Source organism: Sciscionella marina DSM 45152 (assembly GCF_000379465.1).
GTDB lineage: Bacteria > Actinomycetota > Actinomycetes > Mycobacteriales > Pseudonocardiaceae > Sciscionella > Sciscionella marina.
In genome coordinates this window covers 107,285-133,201 of record NZ_KB905385.1, presented here as the reverse complement: position 1 = coordinate 133,201, position 25,917 = coordinate 107,285, and the positions used below count along the sequence as shown (strand labels likewise).

21 protein-coding genes, 2 tRNA genes, 2 pseudogenes and 1 riboswitch are annotated in these 25,917 nt (G+C 68.3%); of the genes and pseudogenes, 15 read left to right on the top strand and 10 right to left on the bottom strand.

Annotated features, from left to right (window positions below; translation table 11 throughout):
* Positions 1–3 precede the first annotated feature (3 nt).
* The 4 genes and pseudogenes from A37U_RS43525 to A37U_RS54635 all read left to right on the top strand — a co-directional run.
* Positions 4–606, top strand: a complete 603-nt coding sequence (locus A37U_RS43525) for a GAF and ANTAR domain-containing protein (protein ID WP_338055008.1) — start codon at positions 4–6, stop codon at positions 604–606.
* Between the two features lie 31 nt (positions 607–637).
* On the top strand, positions 638–1,351 hold the full coding sequence (locus tag A37U_RS0113420) for a GAF and ANTAR domain-containing protein (RefSeq protein ID WP_020497159.1): 714 nt from the start codon (positions 638–640) through the stop codon (positions 1,349–1,351).
* 40 nt (positions 1,352–1,391) lie between these two features.
* Entirely contained in the window at positions 1,392–2,165 is a 774-nt protein-coding gene (locus A37U_RS0113415; RefSeq protein ID WP_020497158.1) for a GAF and ANTAR domain-containing protein, read from the top strand.
* Positions 2,166–3,465: 1,300 nt separating this feature from the next.
* Positions 3,466–4,386, top strand: a pseudogene (locus tag A37U_RS54635) (recombinase family protein); the annotation flags it as partial.
* 342 nt (positions 4,387–4,728) lie between these two features.
* Here A37U_RS54635 and A37U_RS53605 read toward each other — a convergent pair.
* The 3 genes from A37U_RS53605 to A37U_RS0113380 all read right to left on the bottom strand — a co-directional run bounded on the left by A37U_RS53605 (position 4,729) and on the right by A37U_RS0113380 (position 5,433).
* Positions 4,729–5,004, bottom strand: coding sequence for a hypothetical protein (locus A37U_RS53605; protein ID WP_026197189.1), 276 nt, complete (start codon positions 5,002–5,004; stop codon positions 4,729–4,731).
* 254 nt (positions 5,005–5,258) lie between these two features.
* Positions 5,259–5,331: transfer RNA gene (locus A37U_RS0113385), tRNA-Glu, on the bottom strand.
* Between the two features lie 30 nt (positions 5,332–5,361).
* Positions 5,362–5,433, bottom strand: a tRNA-Gln gene (locus tag A37U_RS0113380).
* A gap of 160 nt (positions 5,434–5,593) precedes the next feature.
* On the opposite strand from A37U_RS0113380, the gene A37U_RS0113375 reads away from it, so the two are divergent.
* Entirely contained in the window at positions 5,594–6,811 is a 1,218-nt protein-coding gene (locus A37U_RS0113375) for an FAD-dependent oxidoreductase (protein ID WP_026197188.1), read from the top strand.
* Here the strand turns inward: A37U_RS0113375 and cobN are convergent.
* Positions 6,808–10,386, bottom strand: a complete 3,579-nt coding sequence (gene cobN, locus A37U_RS0113370) for a cobaltochelatase subunit CobN (RefSeq protein ID WP_026197187.1) — start codon at positions 10,384–10,386, stop codon at positions 6,808–6,810. The genes A37U_RS0113375 and cobN overlap by 4 nt on opposite strands.
* A 36-nt stretch (positions 10,387–10,422) precedes the next feature.
* A riboswitch (cobalamin riboswitch) is annotated at positions 10,423–10,559 on the bottom strand.
* Positions 10,560–10,589: 30 nt separating this feature from the next.
* On the opposite strand from cobN, the gene A37U_RS51470 reads away from it, so the two are divergent.
* The 4 genes from A37U_RS51470 to A37U_RS0113350 are packed head-to-tail and all read left to right on the top strand — an operon-like array spanning position 10,590 to position 14,027.
* Entirely contained in the window at positions 10,590–10,730 is a 141-nt protein-coding gene (locus tag A37U_RS51470; RefSeq protein ID WP_157182809.1) for a hypothetical protein, read from the top strand.
* Entirely contained in the window at positions 10,727–11,866 is a 1,140-nt protein-coding gene (locus A37U_RS43520; protein WP_051111633.1) for a hypothetical protein, read from the top strand. Before A37U_RS51470 ends, A37U_RS43520 begins: the two co-directional genes overlap by 4 nt.
* Positions 11,863–12,498 carry a precorrin-8X methylmutase gene (locus A37U_RS0113355; protein WP_020497152.1) on the top strand — a complete coding sequence of 212 codons (636 nt, stop codon included), beginning with the start codon at positions 11,863–11,865 and terminating at the stop codon, positions 12,496–12,498. Before A37U_RS43520 ends, A37U_RS0113355 begins: the two co-directional genes overlap by 4 nt.
* Positions 12,495–14,027, top strand: a complete 1,533-nt coding sequence (locus A37U_RS0113350; protein WP_020497151.1) for a precorrin-2 C(20)-methyltransferase — start codon at positions 12,495–12,497, stop codon at positions 14,025–14,027. Before A37U_RS0113355 ends, A37U_RS0113350 begins: the two co-directional genes overlap by 4 nt.
* Here the strand turns inward: A37U_RS0113350 and A37U_RS0113345 are convergent.
* Genes A37U_RS0113345 through cbiE form a run of 3 tightly spaced genes read right to left on the bottom strand, consistent with a single transcriptional unit; the run spans position 14,008 to position 16,684 of the window.
* Entirely contained in the window at positions 14,008–14,736 is a 729-nt protein-coding gene (locus A37U_RS0113345) for a cobalt-precorrin-6A reductase (protein ID WP_020497150.1), read from the bottom strand. The two genes, A37U_RS0113350 and A37U_RS0113345, sit on opposite strands and share 20 nt — an antisense overlap.
* Positions 14,733–15,476: a precorrin-4 C(11)-methyltransferase gene (cobM, locus tag A37U_RS0113340; protein WP_020497149.1), complete on the bottom strand. Its 744-nt coding sequence runs from the start codon at positions 15,474–15,476 to the stop codon at positions 14,733–14,735. The genes A37U_RS0113345 and cobM overlap by 4 nt, the downstream gene beginning before the upstream one ends.
* Complete coding sequence (gene cbiE / locus A37U_RS0113335; RefSeq protein WP_020497148.1) at positions 15,473–16,684, bottom strand: precorrin-6y C5,15-methyltransferase (decarboxylating) subunit CbiE; 1,212 nt, start codon at positions 16,682–16,684, stop codon at positions 15,473–15,475. Before cbiE ends, cobM begins: the two co-directional genes overlap by 4 nt.
* Before the next feature lie 81 nt (positions 16,685–16,765).
* Here cbiE and A37U_RS43515 point away from each other — a divergent pair, with 81 nt between their 5' ends.
* Both A37U_RS43515 and A37U_RS0113325 read left to right on the top strand, forming a co-directional pair.
* Positions 16,766–17,920 (top strand): FAD-dependent oxidoreductase, encoded by a 1,155-nt coding sequence (locus A37U_RS43515; RefSeq protein WP_020497147.1) that lies wholly within the window; start codon positions 16,766–16,768, stop codon positions 17,918–17,920.
* Positions 17,921–17,945: 25 nt separating this feature from the next.
* Positions 17,946–20,420 (top strand): alkaline phosphatase family protein, encoded by a 2,475-nt coding sequence (locus A37U_RS0113325; RefSeq protein WP_020497146.1) that lies wholly within the window; start codon positions 17,946–17,948, stop codon positions 20,418–20,420.
* A 60-nt stretch (positions 20,421–20,480) separates the two neighbouring features.
* Here the strand turns inward: A37U_RS0113325 and A37U_RS0113320 are convergent, their stop codons facing one another.
* On the bottom strand, positions 20,481–21,641 hold the full coding sequence (locus tag A37U_RS0113320; protein ID WP_020497145.1) for an NAD-dependent epimerase/dehydratase family protein: 1,161 nt from the start codon (positions 21,639–21,641) through the stop codon (positions 20,481–20,483).
* 123 nt (positions 21,642–21,764) lie between these two features.
* On the opposite strand from A37U_RS0113320, the gene A37U_RS49635 reads away from it, so the two are divergent.
* Entirely contained in the window at positions 21,765–22,307 is a 543-nt protein-coding gene (locus tag A37U_RS49635) for a GtrA family protein (protein ID WP_083933464.1), read from the top strand.
* On the opposite strand, the pseudogene A37U_RS0113310 reads toward A37U_RS49635, so the two are convergent.
* Positions 22,195–23,040 (bottom strand): annotated as a pseudogene (locus A37U_RS0113310) (glycosyltransferase family 2 protein); the annotation flags it as partial. The gene A37U_RS49635 and the pseudogene A37U_RS0113310 sit on opposite strands and share 113 nt — an antisense overlap.
* Before the next feature lie 5 nt (positions 23,041–23,045).
* Entirely contained in the window at positions 23,046–23,960 is a 915-nt protein-coding gene (locus A37U_RS0113305) for an NAD-dependent epimerase/dehydratase family protein (protein WP_020497142.1), read from the bottom strand.
* An 81-nt stretch (positions 23,961–24,041) separates the two neighbouring features.
* Here A37U_RS0113305 and A37U_RS0113300 point away from each other — a divergent pair, with 81 nt between their 5' ends.
* From A37U_RS0113300 to A37U_RS0113290, 3 genes are read left to right on the top strand one after another with little or no spacing between them, the layout of a single operon-like run.
* A complete protein-coding gene (locus A37U_RS0113300; RefSeq protein ID WP_020497141.1) occupies positions 24,042–24,641 on the top strand; it encodes a winged helix-turn-helix domain-containing protein in 600 nt (199 codons plus the stop codon).
* Positions 24,634–25,428 carry an SRPBCC family protein gene (locus A37U_RS43510; protein ID WP_020497140.1) on the top strand — a complete coding sequence of 265 codons (795 nt, stop codon included), beginning with the start codon at positions 24,634–24,636 and terminating at the stop codon, positions 25,426–25,428. Before A37U_RS0113300 ends, A37U_RS43510 begins: the two co-directional genes overlap by 8 nt.
* 3 nt (positions 25,429–25,431) lie before the next feature.
* Positions 25,432–25,860, top strand: coding sequence for a YybH family protein (locus A37U_RS0113290; RefSeq protein WP_020497139.1), 429 nt, complete (start codon positions 25,432–25,434; stop codon positions 25,858–25,860).
* Positions 25,861–25,917 lie beyond the last annotated feature (57 nt).

Here is a 25,917-nt window from a genome sequence, read left to right as displayed (position 1 = left end):
ATCGTGTCGTCGGCAGTGGCCACAGTCCCTGGCGCCGAACATGCCGGCGTGTCGTTGCTGCGCGGCGACGGAGTGATCACCTCGTACACGCCGTCGAGCAGTACCGTCTCGGAGGTGGATCGATTGCAGTCCACCTACCGGGAAGGTCCGTGTGTGACCGCGTTGTGGGACCAGCACACGGTGGTGGTCGACGATCTGGTCGCCGAGGCCGACCGGTGGCCGCGGTTTGCCCCGGAGGCTGCTGCCCGAGGGATTCTCAGCATGCTGTCGTTCCAGCTGTTCACTCGTGATGACTCCCTGGGCGCGTTGAACCTTTACTCCAGTGTTCGCAAGAGGTTCGATCTCGACTCGCAGATGCTGGGCGGCTTGTTCGCCTCGCAGGCCGCGCTGGTACTGGCCGGAGCGCAGGAATCCGTCCGCCTGCACCGGGCGCTGGCCACCCGGGATGTGATCGGGCAGGCGAAGGGCATTCTGATCGAGCGGTTCGGTGTAGATGCCGAGACCGCGTTCACGATGCTGGTACACAGCTCGCAAAACACGAACCTGAAACTGGTGGACGTGGCACGCTGGCTCGTGCAGGGTCGCGACCGTCCGGTATCAAGCTAACGCCGGCCGTACCGGAACAGGAGGACAGGGCATGCACGAGCAGCGGCGCCGGCAACTCGAAGAGCTGCTGGCCGCCGACGCCGAGCACGGCCCGCGGATGAGCCGGATCTGTGCCTGTCTGGTGGCGGAGCTGGCTGTGACCGGCGCCGGAGCGACCGTGCTGACCCACCTCAACGATGGCGACGGGCATGACCCAGGCCGTGGGTTGGTGCACTCTTCGAACGAGGTCAGCGCCGGGCTCGAAGATCTTCAACTCACCGTCGGCGAGGGGCCGTGCCTGGACACGTTCAATTCCGGTGGACCGGTGCTGATCGCGGACCTGGCCGCCGAAACCTCCCGTTGGCCCGCCTTTACTCGCGAAGCCCTCGAACTGGGCGCGGCGGCGGTGTTCTCCTTCCCGATGCAGGTCGGGGTGGTGCGGCTCGGGTCGCTGGACTGTTACCGCGACGCCGCCGGTCCGCTGACCCAGGCACAGGTCGCCGATGCGCTGATCCTGGCCGAACTGGCCACCCATGCGGTCATGAGCGAATTGGATGGGCACGACACCGACGACGTGAGCTGGTTGGCCGACTCACACGCCGAGGTACACCAGGCCACCGGCATGGTGGCGGTCCAGCTCGCCGCCTCCACCGAGACCGCGCTGATGCGGCTGCGCGGCTACGCCTATACCAACCAGGTACCGCTGGCCGAAGTCGCCCGCCAAGTGGTCGCCCGCACGCTGCGGTTTTCCCCCGACCAGCCATGACACGACGCCATGCGAAACACAGATTTGAGGAAGGACCATCATGAGTAGCGCCCGGGAACAACGACTGGCCGCCACCTTCGTGACCTTGGCCGACACGTTGGTCGCCGAGTTCGACGTGCTCGATTTCCTGACCCTGCTCACCGAACGCGCGGTCGAACTCCTCGATGTCTCCGCGGCCGGGGTCATGCTCTCCGATCAGCGCGGTGGATGGCGCCCCACCGCCACCTCGTCCGAACACGCCGAGCTGGTCCACTTGTTCGCCAGCCAGACCCGAGGCGGACCATGCCAGGACGCGGCGCACACCGGCGCCCCGGTCGCCAGCCCAGACCTGAACGCCGAGGCCGACCGGTGGCCCGACTTCGTCCACGCGGCCACCCACGCCGGCTACCACGCCGCCTACGCGATCCCGATGCGACTGCGTGAGCAAACCATCGGATCCCTGACCCTGCTCAACAACCGGACGACCCCCGTGGACCAGGACAGTGCGGCGCTCGGCCAGGCCCTCGCCGACGTCGCCACCATCGGACTGCTCCAGCACCGTGCCGTCCACCGCCAGGAAACACTCTCCGAGCAACTCCAAGCCGCACTGCACTGGCGTACGGTCGTCGAACAAGCCAAAGGCACCCTCGCCGAGGCCGGTAACCTCGACATGCACCAGGCATACACCCTGCTGCGCAACTACGCCCACCACAATCACCGGCCCCTGTCCCAACTCGCCCACGACCTCGCCACCGGCCAACACACACCAGACCAACTACTCACCCACCACCACCGACCCGACACGCACGAAACCCAACCCCCAAAGACCCCTTAACGATTGGCTCAGGCCCCGACTGGCTCCAGCGCAAATCCGGTGATGACGGTGCGTGCGGGTTCGTCACTGTCACGACCCCGCGCGCCAGCTTGAAGCACGTGGTGACACGAAGAAGCGGTTCGAGTTCTTGTTCCCGCGCAATCCGCCCTCCCGTGCCCAACTACGCGACGGGATCTACGAAGATCTCTGGCGCCTCGTACGCCACCTCAACTCAAACCGCATCACGGACCCCGACACCACCGACGCAGTCCGCGCCCTGTTCTGGGCACTAGCACACACCAACGACCAGTAAAGCATCGCGCGTTGATCGCAGACCTCACAGCCTGCATTAGTGGCTGGACCGAACGCCCGGCAGAAGAACCGCGGCACACGACGACCAGCATCTGGTCATTGACTTCCCGTTCCTGACCTCAGCAGCACTACCGTTTTTCGACCGCAACACTGAGCGTTCTGGTGCTACGCGCTGCCGCAAAGGCGAGTTGTATTCGATCGGTTTTCGGCCGAGTTTTCCTCCGCTACGGGGATCATTGGGTATATCGGTGGTAGCTGCCGTGAACTGTCAACCGAGCTCGGCAGCTCAGCACCGAGGGGGAGATCATGCGCGTCAGCCGAGCGTCGGCGAGAGTCGAGGGCCGAGTCGAGTTCACCGCGGACAATCATGAGGCTCGCACGTCTTCGCGACAACGAGAGCCGTCCGAGCTTGGTGACCGAGCCCCTTGCGAGACCGGTCTCGCCGTATTCGAGCACGACCATGTCTGATCCCGACGACGCACCTGCACGGTCTCGTAATCTCGGGCCCGGTGATCCGCACAATGCCGAATGCTTCGAACCGGTCACCGTGGCACCAGCAGATGATTGGGAGTACCGTGCCTCCCCGAACCGCGGTGTACAGCGGCGATACCGTAGCGAAGTACAGCTCGTTTCTGGTCACGAGGCCGAACAGCTGCGAGGTCGTCTTGCGCGGGTAACGCACGAACTTCTGTCATGGGCCACGACCCAGCAGCAGATACGACAGCCTCCGGACGCCTGAGCTCACCACAGCGGACGTGGATGTCCCCATGCCCGACAGATTTGGTCGTGTACGGGCAATCAGTACCCCACGAGTCCCGTCATCGCGGCTATCGTTCGTCATATACATGACTAGTCTTTGATCGTCGTGAGGTGATAGATCTTGTCCAGTCCCGCTGCCGAGCCCGTCTCGTCCCCGTCTGATCGGTCTTGTCTCGACACACCCTCGCGTCGTCATGTTCCAGTCTCGGGTCCCTCCGGCCTCTCGGACTACGCGGTCTCGCCGTTGGGGATGCCGACAGCGTTGCTCCAAGACGAGGTACGTGTAGCGTTCCTCGGCCGCACCTCCACCGAGGACCAGCAAGATCCGCGCCAATCCATGATCCGGCAACTGCACTCCTGCAAGACAGCCATCCCCGAATCCTGGGTCGTCGTAGCCCACTTCTACGACATCGAATCCGGCCGCATGGAACTCGACGCTCGTGGCCACAAGAGCAACTACGAACGCTTTGACATACCCATCTCCCGCGACGGCGGCATCTCCGACCTCCTCGACGAAGCCACCCGAGCCAACCGGCGATTCGACGTCGTCATCGCCGAAAGCATGTCTCGGGTCGCGCGCCGCACCTTCGAAGGCATCTCCGTCGAGCGCCAGCTCGAAAACGCCGACGTGCCACTGTTCGCCTCCAACGAGCCGATCACCATCACCGGCAGCCGCGCCCAACGAGTACTGCAACGACGCATCAACCAGAGCGTCGCTGAATACGAAGTCCTCAACACCCTCGAACAATCCTGGGCCGGACTCTGCACCCACGTCCGCGAAGGCTGGAACATCGGCAAACCCTGCCACGGCTACCGAGCGAAGGTCTTCAAACACCCCAACCCCACCAAAGCCGCCAAAGGCCGCACCAAATCCCGCCTCGAACCCGACGACGCAAAAGGCGAAACAGTCACCCAGATCGCACTCTGGCGCTACTACGAAAAACTCGGAGCAGGCGCCATCGCCGACCGGCTCAACACTGACCTGACCCGGTACCCACCACCCGAACCCAGCATCCCCGGACGCGCACGCGGCTACTGGAGCAAATCCAGCGTCTTCGACATCCTCAGAAACCCCAAATACACCGGATACCAAGTCTTCAACCGACGAGCCACCCGCTCACGCCACGGCAAGGTAAACGACCCCCGCAAATGGGTCTGGTCCCACGAACCCCAGCACGAACCCCTCATCCCCAAATGGATGTACGACGAAATCAACGCTGAGATCAGCCTCAACCACGGTTCTCGCGAAGGAGGAAGAACGACCAATCCGAACCCCAAGACCAAACGGCGTTATCTCCTCCGACGTCGGGTGTTCTGCGCGTGTGGGCGACGCCTCGAAGGCATCACCCGCCACGACTTCACCTACTACCGGTGTGTCCCCAGCAAGAACAACAAAGCCCGCCCCGACAAGCATCCGGACCACCCGACCACCGTCTACCTACGCGAAGACGAGCTCACCGAAGCCATCCTCGCCGTCTACACCGAACGCCTCTTCAGCCCCCAACGCCACGAACTACTCGCCGCCGACATCGACACCCTCGACGATCACCTCGCCGAGCAACGCCAAGCAGAACGCGACCGCCTCAACCGATCCCTCAGCGACCTCGGCACCCGCCAGCGCCGCCTCCTGCAGCAAGCTCAAACCGGCGACCCAGACGACCCATTCAACCGCGGTCTCCGCGACACCTACAACCACCTCGAAACCGAAAGGAACACCGTGCTCGCCGCACTCACCGAGCTCGACGCCGCAGAACAGACCGAGCCTGACAAGCCAACCGAACAGGACCAAGGGATCCTCGACGCACTCCCCCTGCTCTCCGCCAACCTCAGCGACGCCCCCGAGGATCTACTGCTCGAACTCTTCGAGATCACCCAGCTCCGTGTCGAGCTTCACAACGACACCCAGAAAGCCACCATCACCATCACCCTGCCTGAAGACCACGCCCCTACCATCAGCAGCACCGTAGAGAGGATCAACAGCATGGCAGAAACGCAAAAAACGCCTGCTCAGAGAGCAGACGCTTCTTGCGTGGAACTAGTTTGTACCCCCGATGGGATTCGAACCCACGCTACCGGCGTGAGAGGCCGGCGTCCTAGGCCGCTAGACGACGGGGGCTTGCTTGGCTGACGACTGGTCGTCGAACCGCTGGGGTACCAGGACTCGAACCTAGACTAACTGGACCAGAACCAGTCGTGCTGCCAATTACACCATACCCCACTGCTTACACAGTGCAGCGGCACGGTCTGTGCCGTACCGCCGAGACATAAGAGTAGACCATGGTCGCACGGTCGCCGAATCGGGGTACCCGCTTGACGTACCCGTGGCTACGGGTGCATTCTGAGATTAATTCAACATACGTTGGAAAGGGTGATGGGCCATGGATCGCACTGAGGTCTGTGTTGTCGGCGGTGGCCCCGCGGGGATGATGCTGGGCCTGCTGCTCGCCCGGGCCGGCATCGAAGTGACGGTGTTGGAGAAGCACGCGGATTTCCTGCGGGATTTCCGCGGGGACACGGTGCACCCCTCGACGTTGCGGCTACTGGACGAGCTGGGGCTGTGGGAGAAGTTCGCGGAGCTGCCGCACAGTGTGGTGCGTTCGGTGGAGGTTCCGGTGAACGGCGAGCCGATGACGGTGGCGAACCTGAGCAGGCTGCGCACCCCGCATCCGTACATCGCGATGGTTCCCCAGTGGGATCTGCTCGATCTGCTTGCGGAGGCGGCGAACAAGGAGCCGAACTTCACTCTCCGGATGAGCACCGAGTGCACCGGCCTGCTCCGGGAGGGGAACACGGTGACCGGGCTGCGCTACCGGGGCCCGGACGGCGAGGGCGCGCTGCGTGCGCGGCTGACGGTGGGCACGGACGGGCGCTGGTCGACGGTGCGTGAGGCGGCGGGGCTGCGTCCGCACGAGTACCCGGTGTCCTTCGACGCATGGTGGTTCCGCCTGGACGCCCCGGAGGACCGGCCCGCGGCGCTGAGCCCGGCGATCGGCGGGGACCAGTTCGCGGTGCTGATCCCGCGCGAGGACTACCTGCAGGTGGCCTATATCGCCCCGAAGGGCATCGACGCGCGGCTGCGCGCCGAGGGGATCGAGGCGTTCCGCTCCCGGCTGCGTGCGCTGATGCCGCGGTACACCCCGCAGATCGACCGGCTGGCCTCGATGGACGAGGTGAAACATCTGGACGTGCGGCTTTCCCGGCTGCGCCGCTGGCACCGGGAGGGCCTGCTGTGCATCGGTGACGCCGCGCACGCGATGTCCCCGATCGGCGGGGTGGGCATCAACCTCGCGGTGCAGGACGCGGTGGCCACGGCCCGGCTGCTCGCCGAACCGCTGCGCAGCGGAGCGCTACGGGAACGCGATCTCGCGGCCGTGCAACGGCGCCGCTGGCTGGCGATGACGCTCGTGCAGGGCATGCAACGGGTGATGCACGCGGCGATGATCGACGGCGCGGTCCGCGGCACCCGCTCCGCCGGCCCACCGCAGGCCGTGCTGCGGCTGGTGAACCGGTTCCCCGCGCTCACCGCGGTCCCGGCCTACCTGATCGGGATCGGTCCGCTCCCGGAACACGCGCCGCGGTTCGCCCGGCGCCGCTAACGGTCCTCGAGATCGCCCTCGGTCTCCAGGTAGGCGGCGCGCAGTCGGTCGATCGTCTCGGGCTCGGGTTCGGCCCAGAGACCGCGGTCGGCCGCCTCCATGAGCCGCTCGGTGATGCCGTGCAGCGCCCAGGGATTGGACTGGTCGAGGAATTTCCGGGTCTGCTCGTCGAAAACGTAGGATTCCGCGAGTTTCTCGTACATCCAGTCCTCGACCACCCCGGTCGTGGCGTCGTAGCCGAACAGGTAGTCCACGGTGGCGGCGAGCTCGAAAGCACCCTTGTAGCCGTGCTTGCGCATGGCGGAGATCCACCGTGGGTTGACCACCCGGGCGCGGAAGACCCGGGAGGTTTCCTCTTGCAGTGAACGAGTTTTCACCGCATCGGGCCGGGTGGAGTCACCGATGTAGGAGCGCGGCGAGGAACCGGTGAGCGCGCGCACGGTGGCGATCATCCCGCCGTGGTACTGGAAGTAGTCGTCCGAATCGGCGATGTCGTGCTCGCGGGTGTCCACGTTCTTCGCCGCGACCGCGATGCGTTTGTAGGCGTTCTCCATATCGCCGCGGGCTGGTTCACCGTGCAGATCCCGGCCGTAGGCGTAACCGCCCCAGACCGCGTACACCTCGGCGAGGTCAGCGTCCCCACGCCAGTTGCGGCCCTCGATCAGCGGCAGGATCCCGGCACCGTAGGCGCCCGGTTTGGAACCGAAGATCCTGGTGCGGGCGCGGCGCTGGTCCCCGTGCTCCTCCAGGTCGGCGAGCAGGTGCTTGCGCACGAAGTTCTGCTCGGCGGGTTCGTCCAGTTCGGCGACCAGCCGCACCGCGTCGTCGAGCAGGGCGACCACGTGCGGGAAGGCGTCCCGGAAGAACCCGCTGATGCGCACGGTCGTGTCGATGCGCGGACGGCCGAGTTCGGCGAGCTCGATCACCTCGAGCCCGGTCACCCTGCGCGAGGCCTCATCCCAGACCGGGCGGACCCCGAGTAGCGCGAGGACTTCGGCGATGTCGTCGCCCGCGGTGCGCATCGCGGATGTTCCCCACACCGAGAGCCCGACCGAGGGCGGCCAGTCACCGGTGTCCTGCCGATAGCGCTCGAGCAGTGATTCGGCCATCGCCTGACCGGTTTCCCAGGCGAGCCTGCTCGGCACCGCCTTCGGATCGACCGAGTAGAAATTGCGCCCGGTCGGGAGCACGTTCACCAGGCCGCGCAACGGAGAACCACTCGGGCCCGCGGGCACATAGCCGCCCTGCAGGGCGTGCAGCGTGGCATCGAGTTCGCCCGAGGTGCCCGCCAGCCGGGGCACGACTTCGGCGGCCGCGAACTCCAGGATCTCGGCCACGGCCCGGTTCTGCGCGCCGAGCACGGTTTCCGCGCACTCGCCCGCGCGTGCGGGATCCCAGCCGCGTTCCTCCATCGCGGTGACGAGCGCGAGCGCGGTGCTCTCCGCGGAATCGGTGGACTCCCGGGATTCGCCGCCCTGTTCGGAGAATCCGAGCGCTTCACGCAGACCGGTGACCGCCTGCGAACCGGCGAACATCTGGCGGGCCCGCAACATCGCGGTGACCAGGTTGATCCGCGCTTCGCCCTCCGGGGCCGCGCCGAGGATGTGCAGCCCGTCGCGGATCTGCGCGTCCTTGATCTCGCACAGCCAACCGTCCACATGCAACAGGAAGTCGTCGAATTCCGCGTCGTGCGGGCGATCCTCGATACCGAGGTCGTGGTCGAGCTTGGCGGCCTGGATGAGCGTCCAGATCTGCGCGCGGATAGCGGGCAGCTTCGCCGGGTCCATCGCGGCGATGTTCGCGTGCTCGTCCAGAAGTTGTTCCAGCCGCGCGATATCGCCGTAGGAGTCGGCGCGGGCCATCGGCGGGACGAGGTGATCGACCAAGGTGGCGTGCACCCGGCGCTTGGCCTGGGTCCCCTCACCGGGATCGTTGACCAGGAACGGGTACACCAGCGGCAGTTCCCCGATCGCCGCGTCCGCGGCACAGGCCGCCGAGAGGCCGACCGTCTTGCCCGGCAACCATTCCAGGTTCCCGTGCTTACCGACGTGCACGATCGCGTCGGCCCCGAAGCCCTGCTCCAGCCAGTGATAGGCGGCCAGGTAGTGGTGCGTCGGCGGGAGATCGGGATCGTGGTAAATGGCGATCGGGTTCTCCCCGAATCCGCGCGGCGGCTGCACCATCAGCACCACGTTGCCCGCGCGCAGCCCGGCGAGCACGATGTCCCCGCTTGCCTGGTCCACGAACAGTTCGCCCGGGGGCTGCCCCCATTTCTCGATCATGCTCGAGCGCAGTTCCTCGGGCAGGCTCTCGAAAAACGCGCGGTACTCGGCGGCGGAGATGCGCACCGGGTTCCCGGAGAGCTGTTCCTCGGTGAGCCAGTTCTCGTCCTGACCGCCCGCGGCGATCAGGGCGTGGATGAGCGCGTCCGGATCGTTCGCCTCCACCCCGGGGAAGGTCTCGGTGCCGATGTCGTAACCGGCCTCGCGCATCCGGTGCAGCAGCGCCACCACGCTCGCCGGGGTGTCCAGTCCGACGGCGTTGCCGATGCGCGAATGCCTGGTCGGGTACGCCGAGAGCATGACCACGATCCGTTTCTCGGCGTTCGGGATGTGGCGAAGGCGCGCGTGCCGCACCGCGATCCCGGCGACCCGGGAGCAGCGCTCCGTGTCGGCGACGTAGTGGGTGAGCCCGTCCGCATCGGTTTCCTTGAACGAGAACGGAACCGTGATCAGCCGTCCGTCGAACTCGGGAACCGCGACCTGGGTCGCCGCGTCCAGCGGGGAGAGCCCTTCGTCGTTGTCCTCCCACTGCGCGCGGCTCGAGGTGAGCGCCATCGCCTGCAGGATCGGCACATCCAGTGCGGCCAGGGCCCCGACATCCCAGGCGTCGTCGTCCCCGCCCGCGCTCGATGCGGCCGGGGTGCTGCCGCCCGCGGCGAGCACGGTGACCACGAGCGCGTCCGCTTTACCCAGAGTGGCGAGCAGTTCGTCCTCGGCGGTGCGCAGCGAGGCGCAGAACACCGGAAGCGGCACCCCGCCCTTGGCCTCGATCGCGGCGCACAGGGCGTCCACGAACGCGGTGTTGCCCGCGATGTGATGCGCGCGGTAGTAGAGCACCGCGACCGTGGGTCCCTCGGTCCGCTGCGCCGTGCGCTGGTAGAGCCCCCAGTTCGGCATCGCGGCGGGCGGCTCGAAGCCGTGCCCGGTCAGCAGCAGCGTGTCGGAGAGGAAGTGCCACAGCTGCGTGAGGTTCTCCGCACCGCCCTCGGCCAGGTAGGCGTGCGCCTGCGCGCAGACCCCGGCGGGGACCGTCGAGCACTCCATCAGTTCGGCGTCCGGGGCCTGCTCCCCGCCGAGCACTACGACCGGCCGCGGCCCGGCGAGCAGCGCGTCCAGCCCTTCCTCCCAGGCGCGGCGGCCACCGAGGATGCGCACCACGACCACCTCGGCGCCCTCGGTGAGCGCGGGAAGGTCCTCGAGCTCCACCCGGGCCGGGTTCGCCAAGCGGTAGTCGGCACCACTGGCGCGCGCGGACATCAGATCGGTGTCCGAAGTGGACAGCAGGAGAATCACTGTTCGCTCCCATCCGGGGTCCGCGCCCCGGTTGCTCGGTGGGTTCACGATGCGGAGAGTGTCTGGCTTGTTCACAGTGGCGGGACCGCGCCGGATTCGCACCGGCTTCCTCACCGCATCGTTCGCGCTGAGCCTACCCGTTCGCGCGGAACGCCGTCACGAGCACGTTGGCACACACCCGCGACACACCGGACGGTGTGACGATGCTCGCTTCGAGTTCGACGCCCGGTTCGGTGCGTGCGGGACTCGATCGGTTCGCCGTGGCCGGGGTCACCGACCTCACCGTGCACCCACGCGGGGAGGGGCCGCGCGCCCCGGGACAGGCTCTAGGGTTGTCCAGGTGAATGAACGGAACCGGGCGGACGCATGCCCAGGAGTGCTCGAGCCGCATCACGCGGCCGATGGGCCACTGGTGCGGGTGCGGGTGCCCGGTGGAGTCCTCTCCCCGGATGCCTTGCGGGGCTTGGTATCCGCCGCCGAGTTCGGGGACGGCGCGCTCGAGCTGACCTCCAGGGCCAATGTGCAGGTCCGCGCGGTGCGCGAGCTCGGCGCGTTCGAGGAACGGGTGCGCGCGGCCGGGCTGCTGCCCTCGCGCTCGCATGAGCGGGTGCGCAACATCCTCGGTTCACCGTTCTCCGGGCGGCTCGGCGGAACAGACGTCACATCTGTGAACAGTGTTCTCGATCGAGAACTGTGTTCGCGAACAGTGTTCACGGAGCTGCCCGGGCGGTTCCTGTTCGCGGTGGACGACGGGCGCGGCGAGGTCGCCGGGCTCGGTGCGGATGTCACGGTGCGTGCCGAAACCGGCGGCTGGCGGCTGCTGCTCGCCGGCGCGCCGACCACGCTCGGCGTAGGAGATCCGGTTCCGCTCGCACTGCGTGCCGCCGAGGAGTTCCTGGCCATCCGCGAGGGGCACTGGCGGCTCGCCGAGGTGCCGGATGGCGCGGCGCGGGTCGCGGCCGCGCTCGGCGGTTCGCTCCTCGACCGTGCCGCCCTGATTGATGCCCCAGCGCTGGACAGCATCGGCGTGTTCGAGCAGCTCGACGGCCGGTTCGCACTCGGGGCGCTCGCCCCGTTCGGCAGGCTGACCGGTGAGCAGGCGCTGGCGCTCGCGGAGTTCGGCACGGTGCGGCTGACCCCGTGGCGCGGCGTGGTGCTGCTCGATCTGACCGATCCACGTCCCGCGGTGCGCGCAGCCGGTGCGGCCGGTCTGGTCACCGAGGCGGATTCGCCGTGGGCCGGAGTGACGGCCTGCGCCGGTAAACCCAACTGTGCCAAGGCGATCCGGGATGTACGTGCGGACGCGAGCGCGGCGATCGGCGCACCGGGACGCCCGGTGCACTGGGCCGGATGCGGGCGCCACTGCGGGAAACCGCGCGGGCCGGTGGTGCTGGTGGAAGCGACCGAGAACGGTTATCTGATCGACGGGGTGCCGGTCGAGGATGTCACGGCGGCGGTCGAGACGGCGAGGAAGCAATGAGTGAGTACGAGTACGAACGCGACGGCCGGACCATCTACGAGCGCTCGTTCGCGACGATCCGCGCGGAGGCCGAACTCGGGGCGCTGCCACCGGAACTGGCCACGGTCGCGGTACGGATGATCCATTCCTGCGGCATGGTCGACCTGGTCGCGGACCTGGGCTACTCCCCGGAGGTCGTCCCGAAGGCGCGCACCGCGCTGCGGGCCGGGGCACCGATCCTGTGCGACGCCGAGATGGTGGCCTCCGGGATCACCCGCAAGCGGCTGCCCGCGGACAACGAGATCCTGTGCACGCTTCGCGATCCCCGGGTACCCGAACTTGCCGAACGGCTCGGCACCACGCGTTCGGCCGCGGCGCTCGATCTGTGGGGAGAACGACTCGACGGCGCGGTGGTGGCCATCGGCAATGCCCCGACCGCGCTGTTCCGGCTGTTCGAACTGCTCGACGCGGGCGCACCGAAACCGGCGGCCGTAGTAGGTATACCGGTCGGTTTTATCGGTGCGGCGGAATCGAAGGCCGCCCTCGCCGAACGGCCGGACCTCGAGCACCTCGTGGTGCACGGGCGACGCGGCGGGAGCGCGATGACGGTGGCCGCGATCAACGCGATCGCCCGCGAGGATGAGCTGCCGTGAACGGCCAGGGTGCACAGGAGAAAGGCGAACAGGTGAACCAGACGGGACGGTTGTACGGGGTCGGGCTCGGTCCGGGGGATCCGGAACTGGTCACGGTGAAGGCCGCCCGGCTGATCGGCGCGGCCGGGGTGATCGCGTACCACTGCGCACCGCACGGACGCTCCATCGCGCGTTCGGTCGCCGCGCCCTATCTGCGCGAGGGCCAGGTCGAGGAGGTGCTCACCTACCCGCTGACCACCGAGACGACCGATCACCCCGGCGGTTACCAGGGCGCGATCGACGAGTTCTACGCCGACTGCGCGAACCGGCTCGCCGAACACCTGGACGCGGGCCGGGATGTGGTGGTGCTCGCCGAGGGGGACCCGTTCTTCTACGGCTCCTATATGCACATGCACAAGCGTCTCGCGCATCGCTACCCGACCACCGTGATCCCCGGGGTCACCTCGGTCAGCGGCGCCTCGGCCGCACTGGGCCGCCCGGTCGCCGAACGCGATGAGGTGCTGACCGTGCTTCCGGGCACGCTGGACCAGGACTCCCTGGCGGATCGCCTGCGCAGCACCGATTCGGCCGCGGTGCTCAAGCTCGGGCGCACGTTCGGTTCGGTGCGTGCCGCACTCGCCGAGGCCGGACGGCTGGACGAGGCCTGGTACGTGGAACGGGCGAGCACCGGAACCGAACGCATCGAAGCGCTGGCCGAGGTGGACGAATCGACGGTGCCGTACTTCTCCCTCGCACTGTTGCCGAGCAGGGTGCACACCGAACCGGTCCCCGAGCCACCGGAACCGCAACAGGCGGGCGACGGAAGCGTGACCGTGGTCGGCCTCGGGCCTGCGGGCCGCGAATGGCTCACCCCGCAGGCGCAGACCGCGCTCGCCGAGGCCGAGGAACTGGTCGGCTATGTGACCTACCTGAACCGGGTGCCGCACAATCCGCGGCAGCGAAGGCACGCCTCGGACAACCGCGTCGAGTCCGAACGCGCCGAGTTCGCCCTCGACCTGGCCCGCAAGGGAGGCCGGGTGGCTGTGGTCTCCTCGGGAGATCCCGGTGTGTTCGCGATGGCCACCGCCGTGCTGGAGGTCGCCGAACGCACGGAGTACGCCGAGGTCCCGGTGACCGTGCTGCCCGGGCTGACCGCGGCGCACGCGGTCGCGGCCCGGGCGGGTGCCCCGCTCGGGCACGACTACTGTGTGCTCTCGCTCTCCGACCGGCTCAAGCCGTGGGAGGTCATCGAGCAACGACTGGAGGCCGCGGCGGCCGCCGATCTGGTCCTCGCGATCTACAACCCGGCATCGCGGGCCCGCACCTGGCAGGTGGACGCGGCCCGGGATGTGTTGCTGCGCCACCGATCCCCGGAGACCCCGGTGATCATCGGCCGGGACGTGGGCGGCCCGGAGGAATCGCTGCGGATCCGTACGCTGGCCGAACTGGACGCGGGCGAGGTGGACATGCGCTGCCTGCTGCTGATCGGTTCGAGCCGCACTCGCATCGATCCCGCGCGCGGCACCGTGTTCACCCCGCGAAACTACTGAGCCAGTCCACCGCCTCCGGCACCGCGGCAACACTCGGTACATCGGGCGGTGCCGGGCGGGCGAGCACCAGTACCGGGATTTCCAGTGTCCGGGCGGCTTCCAGCTTCGCCGAGGTGTGCGAGCCGCCCGAGTCCTTGGTGACCAGCAGCTGGATTCCGAAGCGCCGCAACAGTTCCCGTTCACTGTCTACTGTGTACGGTCCACGGTCGAGCAGGATCCGGTGCGCCGTGGGCAGCGGCGGTTCGGGTGCTTCCACGCAGCGGATGAGCAGCCAGGCGCGCACGTCGGCGAACGCGGCGAGCCCGCCGCGCCCGGTGGTGAGGAAGGCGCGGTCGGCCAGCTCGTCGATCCGCTGCGCGGCTTGTCCGGTGTTCTCCGCCCAGTGCCAGTCCGCGCCGTCCGGCTGCTGCCAGCCCGGCCTGCGCAACAGCAGAAGCGGCACCCCGGTGCGCGCGCTGGCCAGCGCGGCGTGCTCGCTGATGGTGCGGGCGAACGGATGCGTGGCGTCCACGATCGCATCGATGCCCTGGGTGCGCAGGTAGTCCACGAGACCATCGACCCCGCCGAACCCACCGATGCGCACCTCGCCGACGGGCAGTTTCGGCTCGCTCACCCGCCCGGCGAGCGAACTGGTCACCCGCACCCGCTCGGACACGGCGGCGGCGAGCTCCCGCGCCTCCCCGGTGCCCCCGAGCAGCAGCAGCCTCACGGGCGCTCGCGCTCGACCGAGTACAGGTGGCTGTCCGGGAACTGCTGCACCGCAAGGGTTTTGCCGACGATCACCACCGCGGTGCGCCGGATATCGGCGGCATGCACCTGTTCGGCGATATCGGCGAGGGTGCCGCGCAGGATCACCTCGTCCTCCCGGCTGACGCGCGCGACCACGGCCACTGGGCAGTCCGCGCCGTAGTTGGGCACCAGCTGCTCCACGAGGTAGTCGATCCGCTGCACGGCCAGGTGCAGCACCATGGTGGCGCGGCTCTTGCCGAGCGTGTCCAGGTCCTCGCCCTCGGGCATGGCGGTGGCACGCTGCGCGGTACGGGTCAGGATCACCGTCTGCCCGACACCGGGAACGGTGAGCTCACGCCCGAGCGCGGCGGCCGCGGCGGCGAAGGCGGGCACCCCGGGCACGATGCGGTAGGGCACCCCGGCCGCGTCCAGGCGGCGCAGCTGCTCCGCGACGGCGGAGAGCACCGAGGGGTCCCCGGAGTGCAGCCGCACCACGTCCAGGCCCTGTTCGTGCGCGGCGCGCAGTTCGGCGATGATCGCGTCCAGGTCCAGGTTCGCGGTGTCGACCTGGCGCGCGCCTTCCGGGCACTGATCCAGCAGTTCCTCCGGGACGAGGCTGCCCGCGTAGAGGCAGACCGGCGCGGCCTTGATGAGCTCCTGCGCGCGCACGGTGATCAGGTCCGCAGCACCCGGCCCGGCACCGATGAAGTAGACGGTCACTGCTCCTCCTTGCGTACAACCAACTGGGTAACGGGAAGCGCCGACCGCCAGGCGGAGAATCCGCCCACCGCGGCAGGCCGCGCGATCTCGATCCTGGTCAGGTCCCCACCGTGGTTCGCGTGCCAGCCGAGCAACAGCTGCTCGGATTCCATGGTGACCGCGTTCGCCACCAGCCGTCCGCCCATGCCGAGCGCGGCGAAACAACTCTCCAGCAGGCCGGGCGCGGTCAGCCCGCCGCCGATGAACACGGCGTCCGGGGTGGACAGTCCCGCCAGCGCGTCCGGTGCCGCGCCGCGCACCACGTCCACGCCGGGCACCCCGAGGCTCGCGGCGTTGCGCTCGGCGCGGTCGGCCCGCCCCGGGTCCCGTTCGATCGCGATGGCCCGGCAGGACGAGTGGGTGCGCGCCCATTCGATGGCGATGCTGCCCGCCCCCGCGCCGACATCCCAGAGCAGTTCCCCGGGCAGCGGGGCGAGCGAGGAGACGGTGATCGCGCGCACATGGCGTTTGGTGAGCTGTCCATCGCTGTCATACGCGGAATCGGGCAAGCCGGGAGCGCGTGAATGCGCGGGCCCGGCCGAGCACTCGATGGCGAGGGTGACCAGGGATCCGGTGTTCCCCGACCAGTCTCTGGCCCGCATGCGGGTGCTCGCTTCGGTTGGCGCGCCGAGGTTCTCCAGCGCGGTCAGCGTGCTTTCCCCGTAACCGTGGGAATCCAGCAGCGCCGCGATCCTGGCCGGTGCGCGCCCATCCGCGCACAGCACCAGCAACCGCCGCCCCGGAGCCAGCCCGGCGAGCAGCGCGAACTCCGGGCGGGCCAGGGTGCTGTAGCAGTCCACGTCCTGTACCGCCCAGCCGAGCCGGGCGCAGGCCAGGGAGGCCGCCGAGGGATGCGGAAACACCCGCACCCGTTCGGTGCCGAGCGCCTCGATCACCCGGGCCCCGATGCCGTACCACATGGGGTCCCCGCTGGCCAGCACGCACAGTCCGGATCCGGCGTGCTCGCGCAGCAGCCCGGGCAGCGCGGGTAGCAGCGGGGAGGGCCAGGCCACCCGCCGGGCGCGCACCTCGGCGGGGAGCAACCCGAGTTGACGCTCGCCGCCCAGCACCACACCGGCCGCGCGGATCGCCTCGGCGCTCGCGGGGGCCAGCCCGGACCAGCCGTCCGCGCCGATCCCGACCACCGTCACCGGTTGCGAATCATGCACGCTGCGTTCGTCCCTCGCTGTTGCCACTCTGTTCGGCCGATGGTCATGGTATGGGTTGCCCACCTCGGTAGGCTCCAGCGCATGACCGAAGCGGCGATCATCGGGGGCGGTATCGCCGGAACAGCCATGGCATTGGCCCTGCACAAGATCGGCGTGCGGACCCGGATATACGAGTCCTATCCACGCGAAACGGTCGAAACCGGCGGGGCGCTGATGACGCTCTGGCCGAACGGGATGCACGCGCTCGATCAGCTCGGCGTCCGGGACCGGATCGAGGCGGCGAGCCCGGAGCTGCACACCGTGCGGGCCTTCGGTGCGGACGGGGTACAGCGGGCCGAACTGCCCATGGGACAACGGCACCCACCGCTTCCGGGATTCCGCTACCTGCTGCGCGGCACGCTGAACCGGACTCTGCACGATGCGGTGCTCGACCTCGGAATCCCGGTGCTGCACGACAAGAGGCTCGCCGCGATCGAACGCGCAGGCGGGAAACCGCGCCTCGGGTTCACCGACGGTGCCCGCACCGATACGGAACTGCTGATCGGCGCGGACGGGGCGCATTCACACGTGCGCCGGTTCGTCGACGAACAGGCCCCGGCCGCGCGCTATACCGGGGAACGGGTGGTCTACGGCACGAGCACCGAGCCGAGCGCGCGTCACGAACTGAGCATGTACTCCGGGCCACGCACCACGTTCGGGCACGCGGGCGTCCCGGACGGCGGTTCCTGGTGGTTCTGCCGGGTGCAGGACGAGCACGCCGAGCGCCCCGAACTCACCGAGAAACTGGAAAGCTACGTGCTCGCGGCGCTGACCGAGCACGCGGGCGATCTGGGCCGGTTCGTGCGCGCGAGCACGGTGATCGCGGCGAACAACACCTGGGACATGCACGATCTGCCGAACTGGCACGCGGGCGGGGACACGATGCTCGTCGGCGATGCCGCGCACGCCACCTCCCCCGCCGCCGCCCAGGGTGCCTCGCTGGCCATCGAGGACGCGGTGATGTTCGCCAAATGCCTGCGCGATCTGCCCGAAGAGGCTTTCCCCGCCTACGAACGGCTGCGCAGGGCGCGGGCGAACCGGATCGTGCACGGCGGTTCGGTGAACGCCTCGCGGGATCCGGACCGGCAACGCCGGGACCCAGCGGATAAGCAGCGCTGGCTGTACGAGTATCCGCTCGACTGGGGAATCCCGGTCACCAAGGCACTCGCCGAGCAGGTCGAGGCGAGCCAACAATAGAAGCGAGAACAAGGAGTTTCTCCCGATGCCCGAACTGTCCCGCCGCAAACTCCTCGCATCCGCCGGTGGCGCGCTCGGCGCCGCCTCGGTAGCCAGCTTCCTGCCGCCGAACCTGGCTCGCGCGGTGGCCGCCGCTCCGAAACCCGGACCGCTCAGCGATATCAAGCATGTGGTGATCCTGATGCAGGAGAACCGCTCCTTCGACCACTACTTCGGCACCATGCCCGGGGTGCGCGGATTCGACGACCCGGACATGGCGAAACTGCCCGACGGGCGCTCGATCCTGTATCAGCCGGACAAGAAGAACCCGGCCGGTTATCTGCTGCCCTTCCACCTGGACACCAAGAAGACCAACGCCCAGGCGGTTCCCTCCACCGGGCACGCCTGGGCGGTGCAGCACGAGGCGTGGAACCACGGCAAGATGGACAACTGGCTTCCCGCGCACCGGAAAGCCGATGGGGACAAGGTCGGCCCGTACACCATGGGCTACTACACCAAGCAGGACATCCCGTTCCATTTCGCGCTCGCGAGCGCGTTCACCCTTTGCGATGCCTACTTCTGCTCGCTGCTCGGGCCGACCTGGCCGAACCGGCTCTACCACTGGACCGGGATGATCGATCCGAACGGTACCGGAGGCGGACCGATCACCAGCAATGTGGTGAAAGAGCCGTACAGCTGGAAAACCTATCCGGAACGGCTCACCGAGAACGGCATCTCCTGGCACCTGTACCAGGAGGAGGACGACTACGGCTGCAACCCGCTCGAGTTCTTCGCCGCCTACCAGGACGCCAAGCCCGGTTCCCCGTTGCACAAACACGGGCTGACCATCTCCCCGGCCGACCGGTTCGCCGAGGACGCGAAAAACGACCGGCTGCCGACGGTTTCCTGGATCGTGCCCACCTCCCCGCAGTGTGAGCACCCGGACTACATGCCCGCCTCGGGAGCGGATTTCCTCGCCCGCCAGCTGGACGCGGTTGCGGCGAACCCGGACGTGTGGAACAAGACCGTGTTCATCGTCAACTATGACGAGAACGACGGCCTGTTCGACCACGTGATCCCGCCGAGCCCGCCCAAGGGCACCCCGGACGAATTCGTCGACGGGCAGCCGATCGGCGCCGGGGTCCGGGTGCCCTGTTTCATCGTCTCCCCGTGGACCCTCGGCGGATTCGTGGCGCGGGAACGCTTCGACCACACCTCGGTACTGCGCTTCCTCGAGCGGATCACCGGGGTGCGCGAGCCGAACATCAGCGCATGGCGGCGCAAGACCTTCGGGGATCTGACCTCCGCGCTGGGCGCCGATTCGAACCGGCCGTTCCCCCCGTTGCCGGAGACCAAGAAGGCACTCTGGGAGGCTGAACACGATGCGGCCACCCTGCCGGACGCGCCCATTCCCGGCAAGCACCAGAAACCGCCGCACCAGGAGCACGGTCCGGCGCCGAAACCGCGCCAGGCAGGCGAGAGCACCGCGCTCGGCTCGCGGAACACGGTGAGCAGGCTCGTGGAATCCGCGACGACACACCGCGCGGACTTCCCGGACGGACTCGGCGAGACCGGTTTCCCCGGAATCCTCGCGGCAGCGAAGGCGAAACCGGCGAGCGCGTACAACGCCGCCTATGTCACCGGGATCGTGAACAACTCGATCTCGGTCATCGACACCGATTCCGGGAAACTGGACGGCGGCGGGATCGACGCGGGCACCAACCCCTACGCGCTGGCCGAGGCGGGCAAGAACAAGCTGTACGTGACCAATTCCGGCACCAGTGACGTGTCCATCGTGGACACCAAGCACAACAAGATCAACGGAAGCATCACCGTCGGCCTGTACCCGCACGGCATCGTGGTCGCGGACAAGCTGAAGCACGCCTATGTGGCCAACACCGGTCCGGACACCGGCCCGGGCGGGCTGCGCACCGTCTCGGTGATCGACACCGGCGCGGACAAGGTCACCAAGACCCTCGACGTCGGCCTCTCCCCGCACGCGGTCGCGCTCGATCCGGCGCAGAAGTCCCTGTACGTCACCTGTTTCGACGGTCTGGCCATTGTCGACACCGGTACCGGGAAGGTGCGGGCGCGGCACACCGACCAGGCGCGCGCGGCCGGGGTCGCCGTGCATCCGGACGGCGGCTCGGTCTACGTGGTCAACACCTGGCAGAACACGGTTTCGGTGCTGGACACCAAGACCGACAAGGTGCGCGCCACCGTCCGGGTCGGCGAGACACCGTGGCGGGTGGCGCTGAGCCCGGACGGGAACACCGCCTATGTCACCAACGCCAATGACGACACGGTTTCGGTGATCGACACCGGTTCGCACAAAGTCACCGCGACGATCACGGTGAAACACATCCCGACCGGGATCACCGCGAGCGCCGAGCAGATCTGGCTGACCACCAATGCCTCGAGCACGGTCACCGCGATCGATCCGAAGACGCACAAAATCACCGCGGACGTGGAACTCGGCCTCTCCACGGAACCGAGCGACGTGCTGCTCGTCAAGCGCTGACCCGAAGAAAGGCGCCCCCGGACCGGGTCCGGGGGCGCCTTTTCTCGTGTCCGAAAGGGTCTACACGACCGCCGGGGTCTCCTTGGCCCAGCGCACCGTCGGCAGCAGGGCCGCGGTGTCCACCCGGCTCACGTGCTCGGCGGTGATGTCGAACAGCGACTCGAGCAGCGTGTCGGAGAGCAGGTGCGGCTGCAGCCCCAGCTCGACGAGCCCGGTGTGCTTGACGTTGTAGTAGTGCTCGGCCTGCTCCACGCGCGGGTTCTCGATGTTCTCGATCTGCACGTCGCCCGGGTAGAGCCGGGAGACCGTGCTCGCGAGGTCGGCGACCGAGAAGCTCTCGGTCATCTGGTTGAACACCCGGAACTCGCCCCGGTCGGCCGGATTCTCCACGGCGATCCGGATGCATTCCACGGTGTCCCGGATGTCCAGGAATCCGCGGGTCTGGCCGCCCTGGCCGTACACGGTCAGCGGCTGGCCGAGCACAGCCTGGATCACGAAGCGGTTGAGCACGGTGCCGAACACGGCGTCGTAGTCGAACCGGGTCGCCAGCCTCGGGTCCTTCGCGGTCGCCGAGGTCTGCTGGCCGTAGACAACGCCCTGGTTCAGGTCGGTGGCCCTGGTACCCCAGATCCGGCAGGCGAACTCGATGTTGTGCGAGTCGTGCACCTTGGACAGGTGGTAGAAGGAGCCCGGCTTCTTCGGGTAGAGCATCCGGTCGGTCCGGCCGTTGTGCTCGACGGTCAGCCAGCCTTCCTCGATGTCGATGTTCGGCGTGCCGTACTCGCCCATGGTGCCCAGCTTGACCAGGTGAATGTCCGGGTCGATCTCGGCCATGGCGTAGAGCAGGTTCAGGTTGCCCACCACGTTGTTGTGCTGGGTGTACACCGCGTGCGAGCGGTCGATCATGGAGTACGGCGCGGAACGCTGCTCGGCGAAGTGCACGATCGCGTCCGGGCGAAAGTCGCGCAGCGTCTCGTACACGAAGTCGGCCTCGGTGAGGTCGCCCTCGTACCAGGCGAGCCGCTTGCCGGAGACGTCCTGCCAGGCGGCGATTCTGGTGGCCATGTCCTCGATCGGCACGAGGCTGCGCACCCCGAGTTCCTCGTCGTAGCTGCGCCGCACGAGGTTGTCCACAACCCCGACCTCGTGGCCTGCCTCCGACAGATGCAGCGCGGTGGGCCAGCCGAGATAGCCGTCGCCGCCGAGCACAAGTACCCGCACTGGGGCCTCCTTCATTATTTTCACTCCCTAACGGACAGACTCTCAAATATCAGACGGGGTTGACCCTGAGAGTTTTGACAGAACTGCGGGGCGCTCCCGACCGTGCGGCCGCCCTGCTGGAGAATGAATGCTGTGGTGATCTCCGAACGGGTGCGCGCACGGGTGGGCGAGCGGCGCCTGAACGTGCTCAAGCGTTTCTCGAAAGCGCTGGTCACAGCGGTGTGTGGGACCGTACTCTCGCAGATCGTACTGCTCGGCCTGCTCACCGGGCACACGAACAGCACCCTCGCGAGCTTCCTCGCGTTCCTCGCGGGCGCCATCCCGAACTACTTCATCAGCCGTCGCTGGGCGTGGGGACGCGATCGCAAACCGCATTTCCGCACCGAGACGCTGCCCTATGTGCTGGTCGTCGCGACCACCGGGCTGCTGTCCACCGGGCTGACCACGCTCACCGATCATCTGCTGCACCCGCTCGCGATGAGCGAGTTCTGGCGGATCGTCGTACTCGACGGCGCGTTCGTGGGCAGTTACGCGCTGATGTTCGTGCTGAAGTTCACGCTGCTCGATCGGCTCGTGTTCCGCGCCGCTGCGCAGCGTCCCGCCGGGCCCGGGCGAACCGGGACGGCCGGCGAAGAACGAACTCCCGCAACCACGTCCCCGTCATGACCCGGGCGTAGTTCGCGCCGTAGTACAGGCTGCCGCCCTTCTTCGTGGAACCGGCCGAACGCAGCCGCATCGTCATGGGCAGCTCGCACAGCCGGGCACCCCGGGCCAGCACACCGAGCAGCAGCTCGGAGGACTGGTACTGCGGTTCGGTCAGAGTCACCGATGCGGCCAGCTCGGCGCGCATCGCCCGGAAACCGAACGAGGTGTCGCTGATCCGGCGCAGCGTCAGCAACGAGGCCAGCCCGGCGAACACCCGGGTGCCGAGCCAGCGCACGTTGTCCGCGGCCTCCTCGTGGCCGAGCCGCCGGGAACCGCTGACGAAATCGGCCCGGTCGTCCACCAGCGGGCGCAGCAGCATCGGCAGCTCGTCGTTGTCGTACTGCCCGTCCGCGTCGGTGGTCACCACGTACCGCGCGCCGCGGGCCGCCGCGACCTGGTAACCGAGCCGCAGCGCGGCCCCCTGGCCCCGGTTGCGTTCGGCGACGCAGGTGTACGCGCCGTGCTTCTCCGCGATGTCGGCGGTGTCATCGCTGCAGCCGTCCACGACCACGAGCACCTCGACGGGCATGCCGAGGCATTCCCGGGGCATCGCGTCGAGCACCGATCCGATCCCGCCCGCTTCGTTGTAGGCCGCGATCACCACGGTGACCTCGGCGAGCTCGGCGTCCGGGTAGCGCTTCCCGAAGGAGGCGACCGCGGCCGCGTCGACCGGGTCCGGATACGGCGCCAGCTTTCCGTTCATGCCTCGTCCCAGGTCTCTTGGAAGTATTTCCAGGTGTCGGTGAGCCCTTCGTGCAGCGCGACGTTCGGGGTGAACCCGATGCGCCCCGCGCTCGCGGACACGTCCACGACCACGGCGGGCATCTCACCCTTCGGCGCCTCGACGTGCTCGGCGGGCAAGGGGCGTCCGGTGACCGAGCGTACCGCCGCCACGAGTTCGAGTACCGAAACGGAGTGCCCGGCGCCCACGATCGCCGGTCCGGTGTGCTCGCTGTCGATCGCCAGCAGCACGGCCCGGGCGACGTCGTCGATGTGCACCAGATCGCGGCTCTGCTCACCATCGCCGTAGATCCGCACTCCCGCACCGGAGAGCGCGGCCCGCATCATCCGCGGCACGAAGCTGTCCTTGTGCGACATGCCGTGCCCGTACACATTGGTGAAGCGCAGCGCGCAGGTGGAAAGGCCGTAGGCGCCGTAGTACCCGGACAGCAGCATCTCGCAGGCGGCCTTGGTGGCCCCGTACGGCGTCAGCGGGGCCAGCGGCCGGTCCGCGGTGATCGTGCTGGTGCCGACATCTCCGACCACGGCATTGGTCGAGGCGAGCACGAACCGGCGTGTTCCCCGCCGTCTGGCCAGCTCGAGCAGGCCCTGGGTGATGGCGACGTTCTGCTCATAGGTGTGCACCGGGTCTTCTTTGGACTTCAGCACCGAGGTCACCGCGGCCAGGTGCACCACGGCGTCCACATCCTCGGTCAGCGCCCGCTCGCGCACCCCGGCCTCGGCGAGCTCGCCCTGCACGCTGTCCACATCCGAGGAACCCAGCCACGGCTCCCGGTCGACGACGGTGACCGGGGTCCCGGAGGCACGCAGCGCGGCGACCACCGCGCGCCCGATGAACCCGCACCCGCCGGTGACAAGAACACGACCACTCATGGCGGACAACGTAACTGGCGAAGCTCCCGGCTCCACCTTCGGCGCTTGACAAATTTTTTTGTCAAGCGTTTACTGCCTCGCATGCACGAGGTGGATGTCATCGAGGAAGCGGGCGCGGCGGCCACCGCGCTCGACCCGATCCGGACCAGGCTGCTCGCCGCGCTCGCCGAACCGGCCTCGGCGGCCACGCTGGCCGAGCGGGTCGGGCTGACCAGGCAGAAGGTGAATTACCACCTGCGCACCCTCGAGGCGCACGGCCTGGTGCACGAGGTGAGAACCCGGCGCTGGGGCGGGCTCAACGAGCGGATGCTCGTGGCCAGTGCCGCTTCTTATGTGGTCTCCCCCGGCGCGTTCGGGGCCGCCGCCGCGGATCCCTCCCGCTCGACCGACCGGCTCTCCGCTCGGTACCTGATCGCGCTCGCCGCCCGGGTGGTGCGTGAGGTCGGCGGGCTGGTCCGGCGCGCCGACACGGAGCAGAAGCGAGTGGCCACCCTGTCCATCGACACCGAGCTGCGGTTCGCCTCGCCCGCCGAGCGCACCGCCTTCGCCGAGGAGCTCGCCAAGCGCGTCTCCGAGCTCGTCGCCCGCTATCACGACGAATCCGCACCGCCCGCCCGCGCCTATCGCCTGGTCGTAGGCGCCCACCCCATTCCCACCGACGTTGGAGCGGACCGTGCATGACAAGCGCATCGACCTGTCCGTGGAGGTACCCGCGAGCCCGGAGCAGGTGTGGGAGGCGATCGCGACCGGCCCGGGGATCAGTTCCTGGATGCATCCCACCGAACTGGAGGAGCGCGCGGGCGGCGAGTACAGCTGGACGATGGGCCTCGGCCCCTCCGGTTCCGGGGTGATCACCGAGTACGACCGGCCGTACCGGTTCGCCCAGCGCGCGGAATGGCGCCCTTCGGAGGAGGCCATTCCGCCGGCCACGCTGGCCACCGAATGGATCGTGACCGCGCGGGACGGTGGCAGTTGCGTGGTGCGCATGGTGATGAGCGGGTTCGGCAATCCCGAGGACGGCTGGGACGAAGAGATCGAGGGCATGACCGAAGGCATGACCCGCGCACTCGAATTCCTGCGGCTGTACCTCGCACATTTCCGTGATCAGCCCGGAACCTGGCTGCACGGTTACGGAATGGCGGGCGGCGACTGGGAATCCGCCTGGTCCGGGTTCACCTCGGCGCTGGGTTTCGGCGTGGTGGAACCGGGTGCGCGGCTGGCCACCGGGGACGGGCTTCCTCCGCTCGGCGGAACCGTGGAACGCGTGCTGGACGGGAAATGGCACCGGACCGCGATGCTGCTGCTGGACAGCCCGGCACCGGGGATCGCGAGCCTCGGCATCGGCGGGATCGGGCAGGCGGTGGGATTCTCCGCGACCCTTTTCGGTCCGCGGGCCCGGCAGATCACGGACGACCAGGGTGCCCGCTGGCAGGCCTGGATGCAGGAAAACTACCCATGGAAGGAATGAATCATGATCACCACAGCCAGTACCGAGCAGGAGATCCGCGGCATCCTGGACGAGCGGTTCGCCGCGCTCTCCGCGCAGGACGCCGAGGCCGTCCTCGCACTGGGCAGCCTGGATCCCGTGCAGTACACGCTCGCCCCGCCGCTGAGCACCCCGAACGAGGTCGGGCCGTTCCGGGAATGGCTGAACAGCTGGGCGGAACTCTCCTACGAGACAAGGGATCTGGAGATCACCGCGGGCGAGGAGGTCGCGTTCTGCCATGCGCTCGTCCGGATGTCGGGCCGCAAACACGGCCAGGACTCGTTCGCCATGTGGTTCCGACAGACCACCGGGTTCCGCAAGGTCGACGGGAGCTGGAAGATCACCCACGAGCACGAGTCGGTGCCGTTCGCCATGGACGGCTCGTTCCTGGCATGTGTCGATCTGGAACCGTGAACCGGCCGGTTCTCCGGTTGCCCGTACCGGCCGATCCGGCGAGCCAGGTTTCCCGTA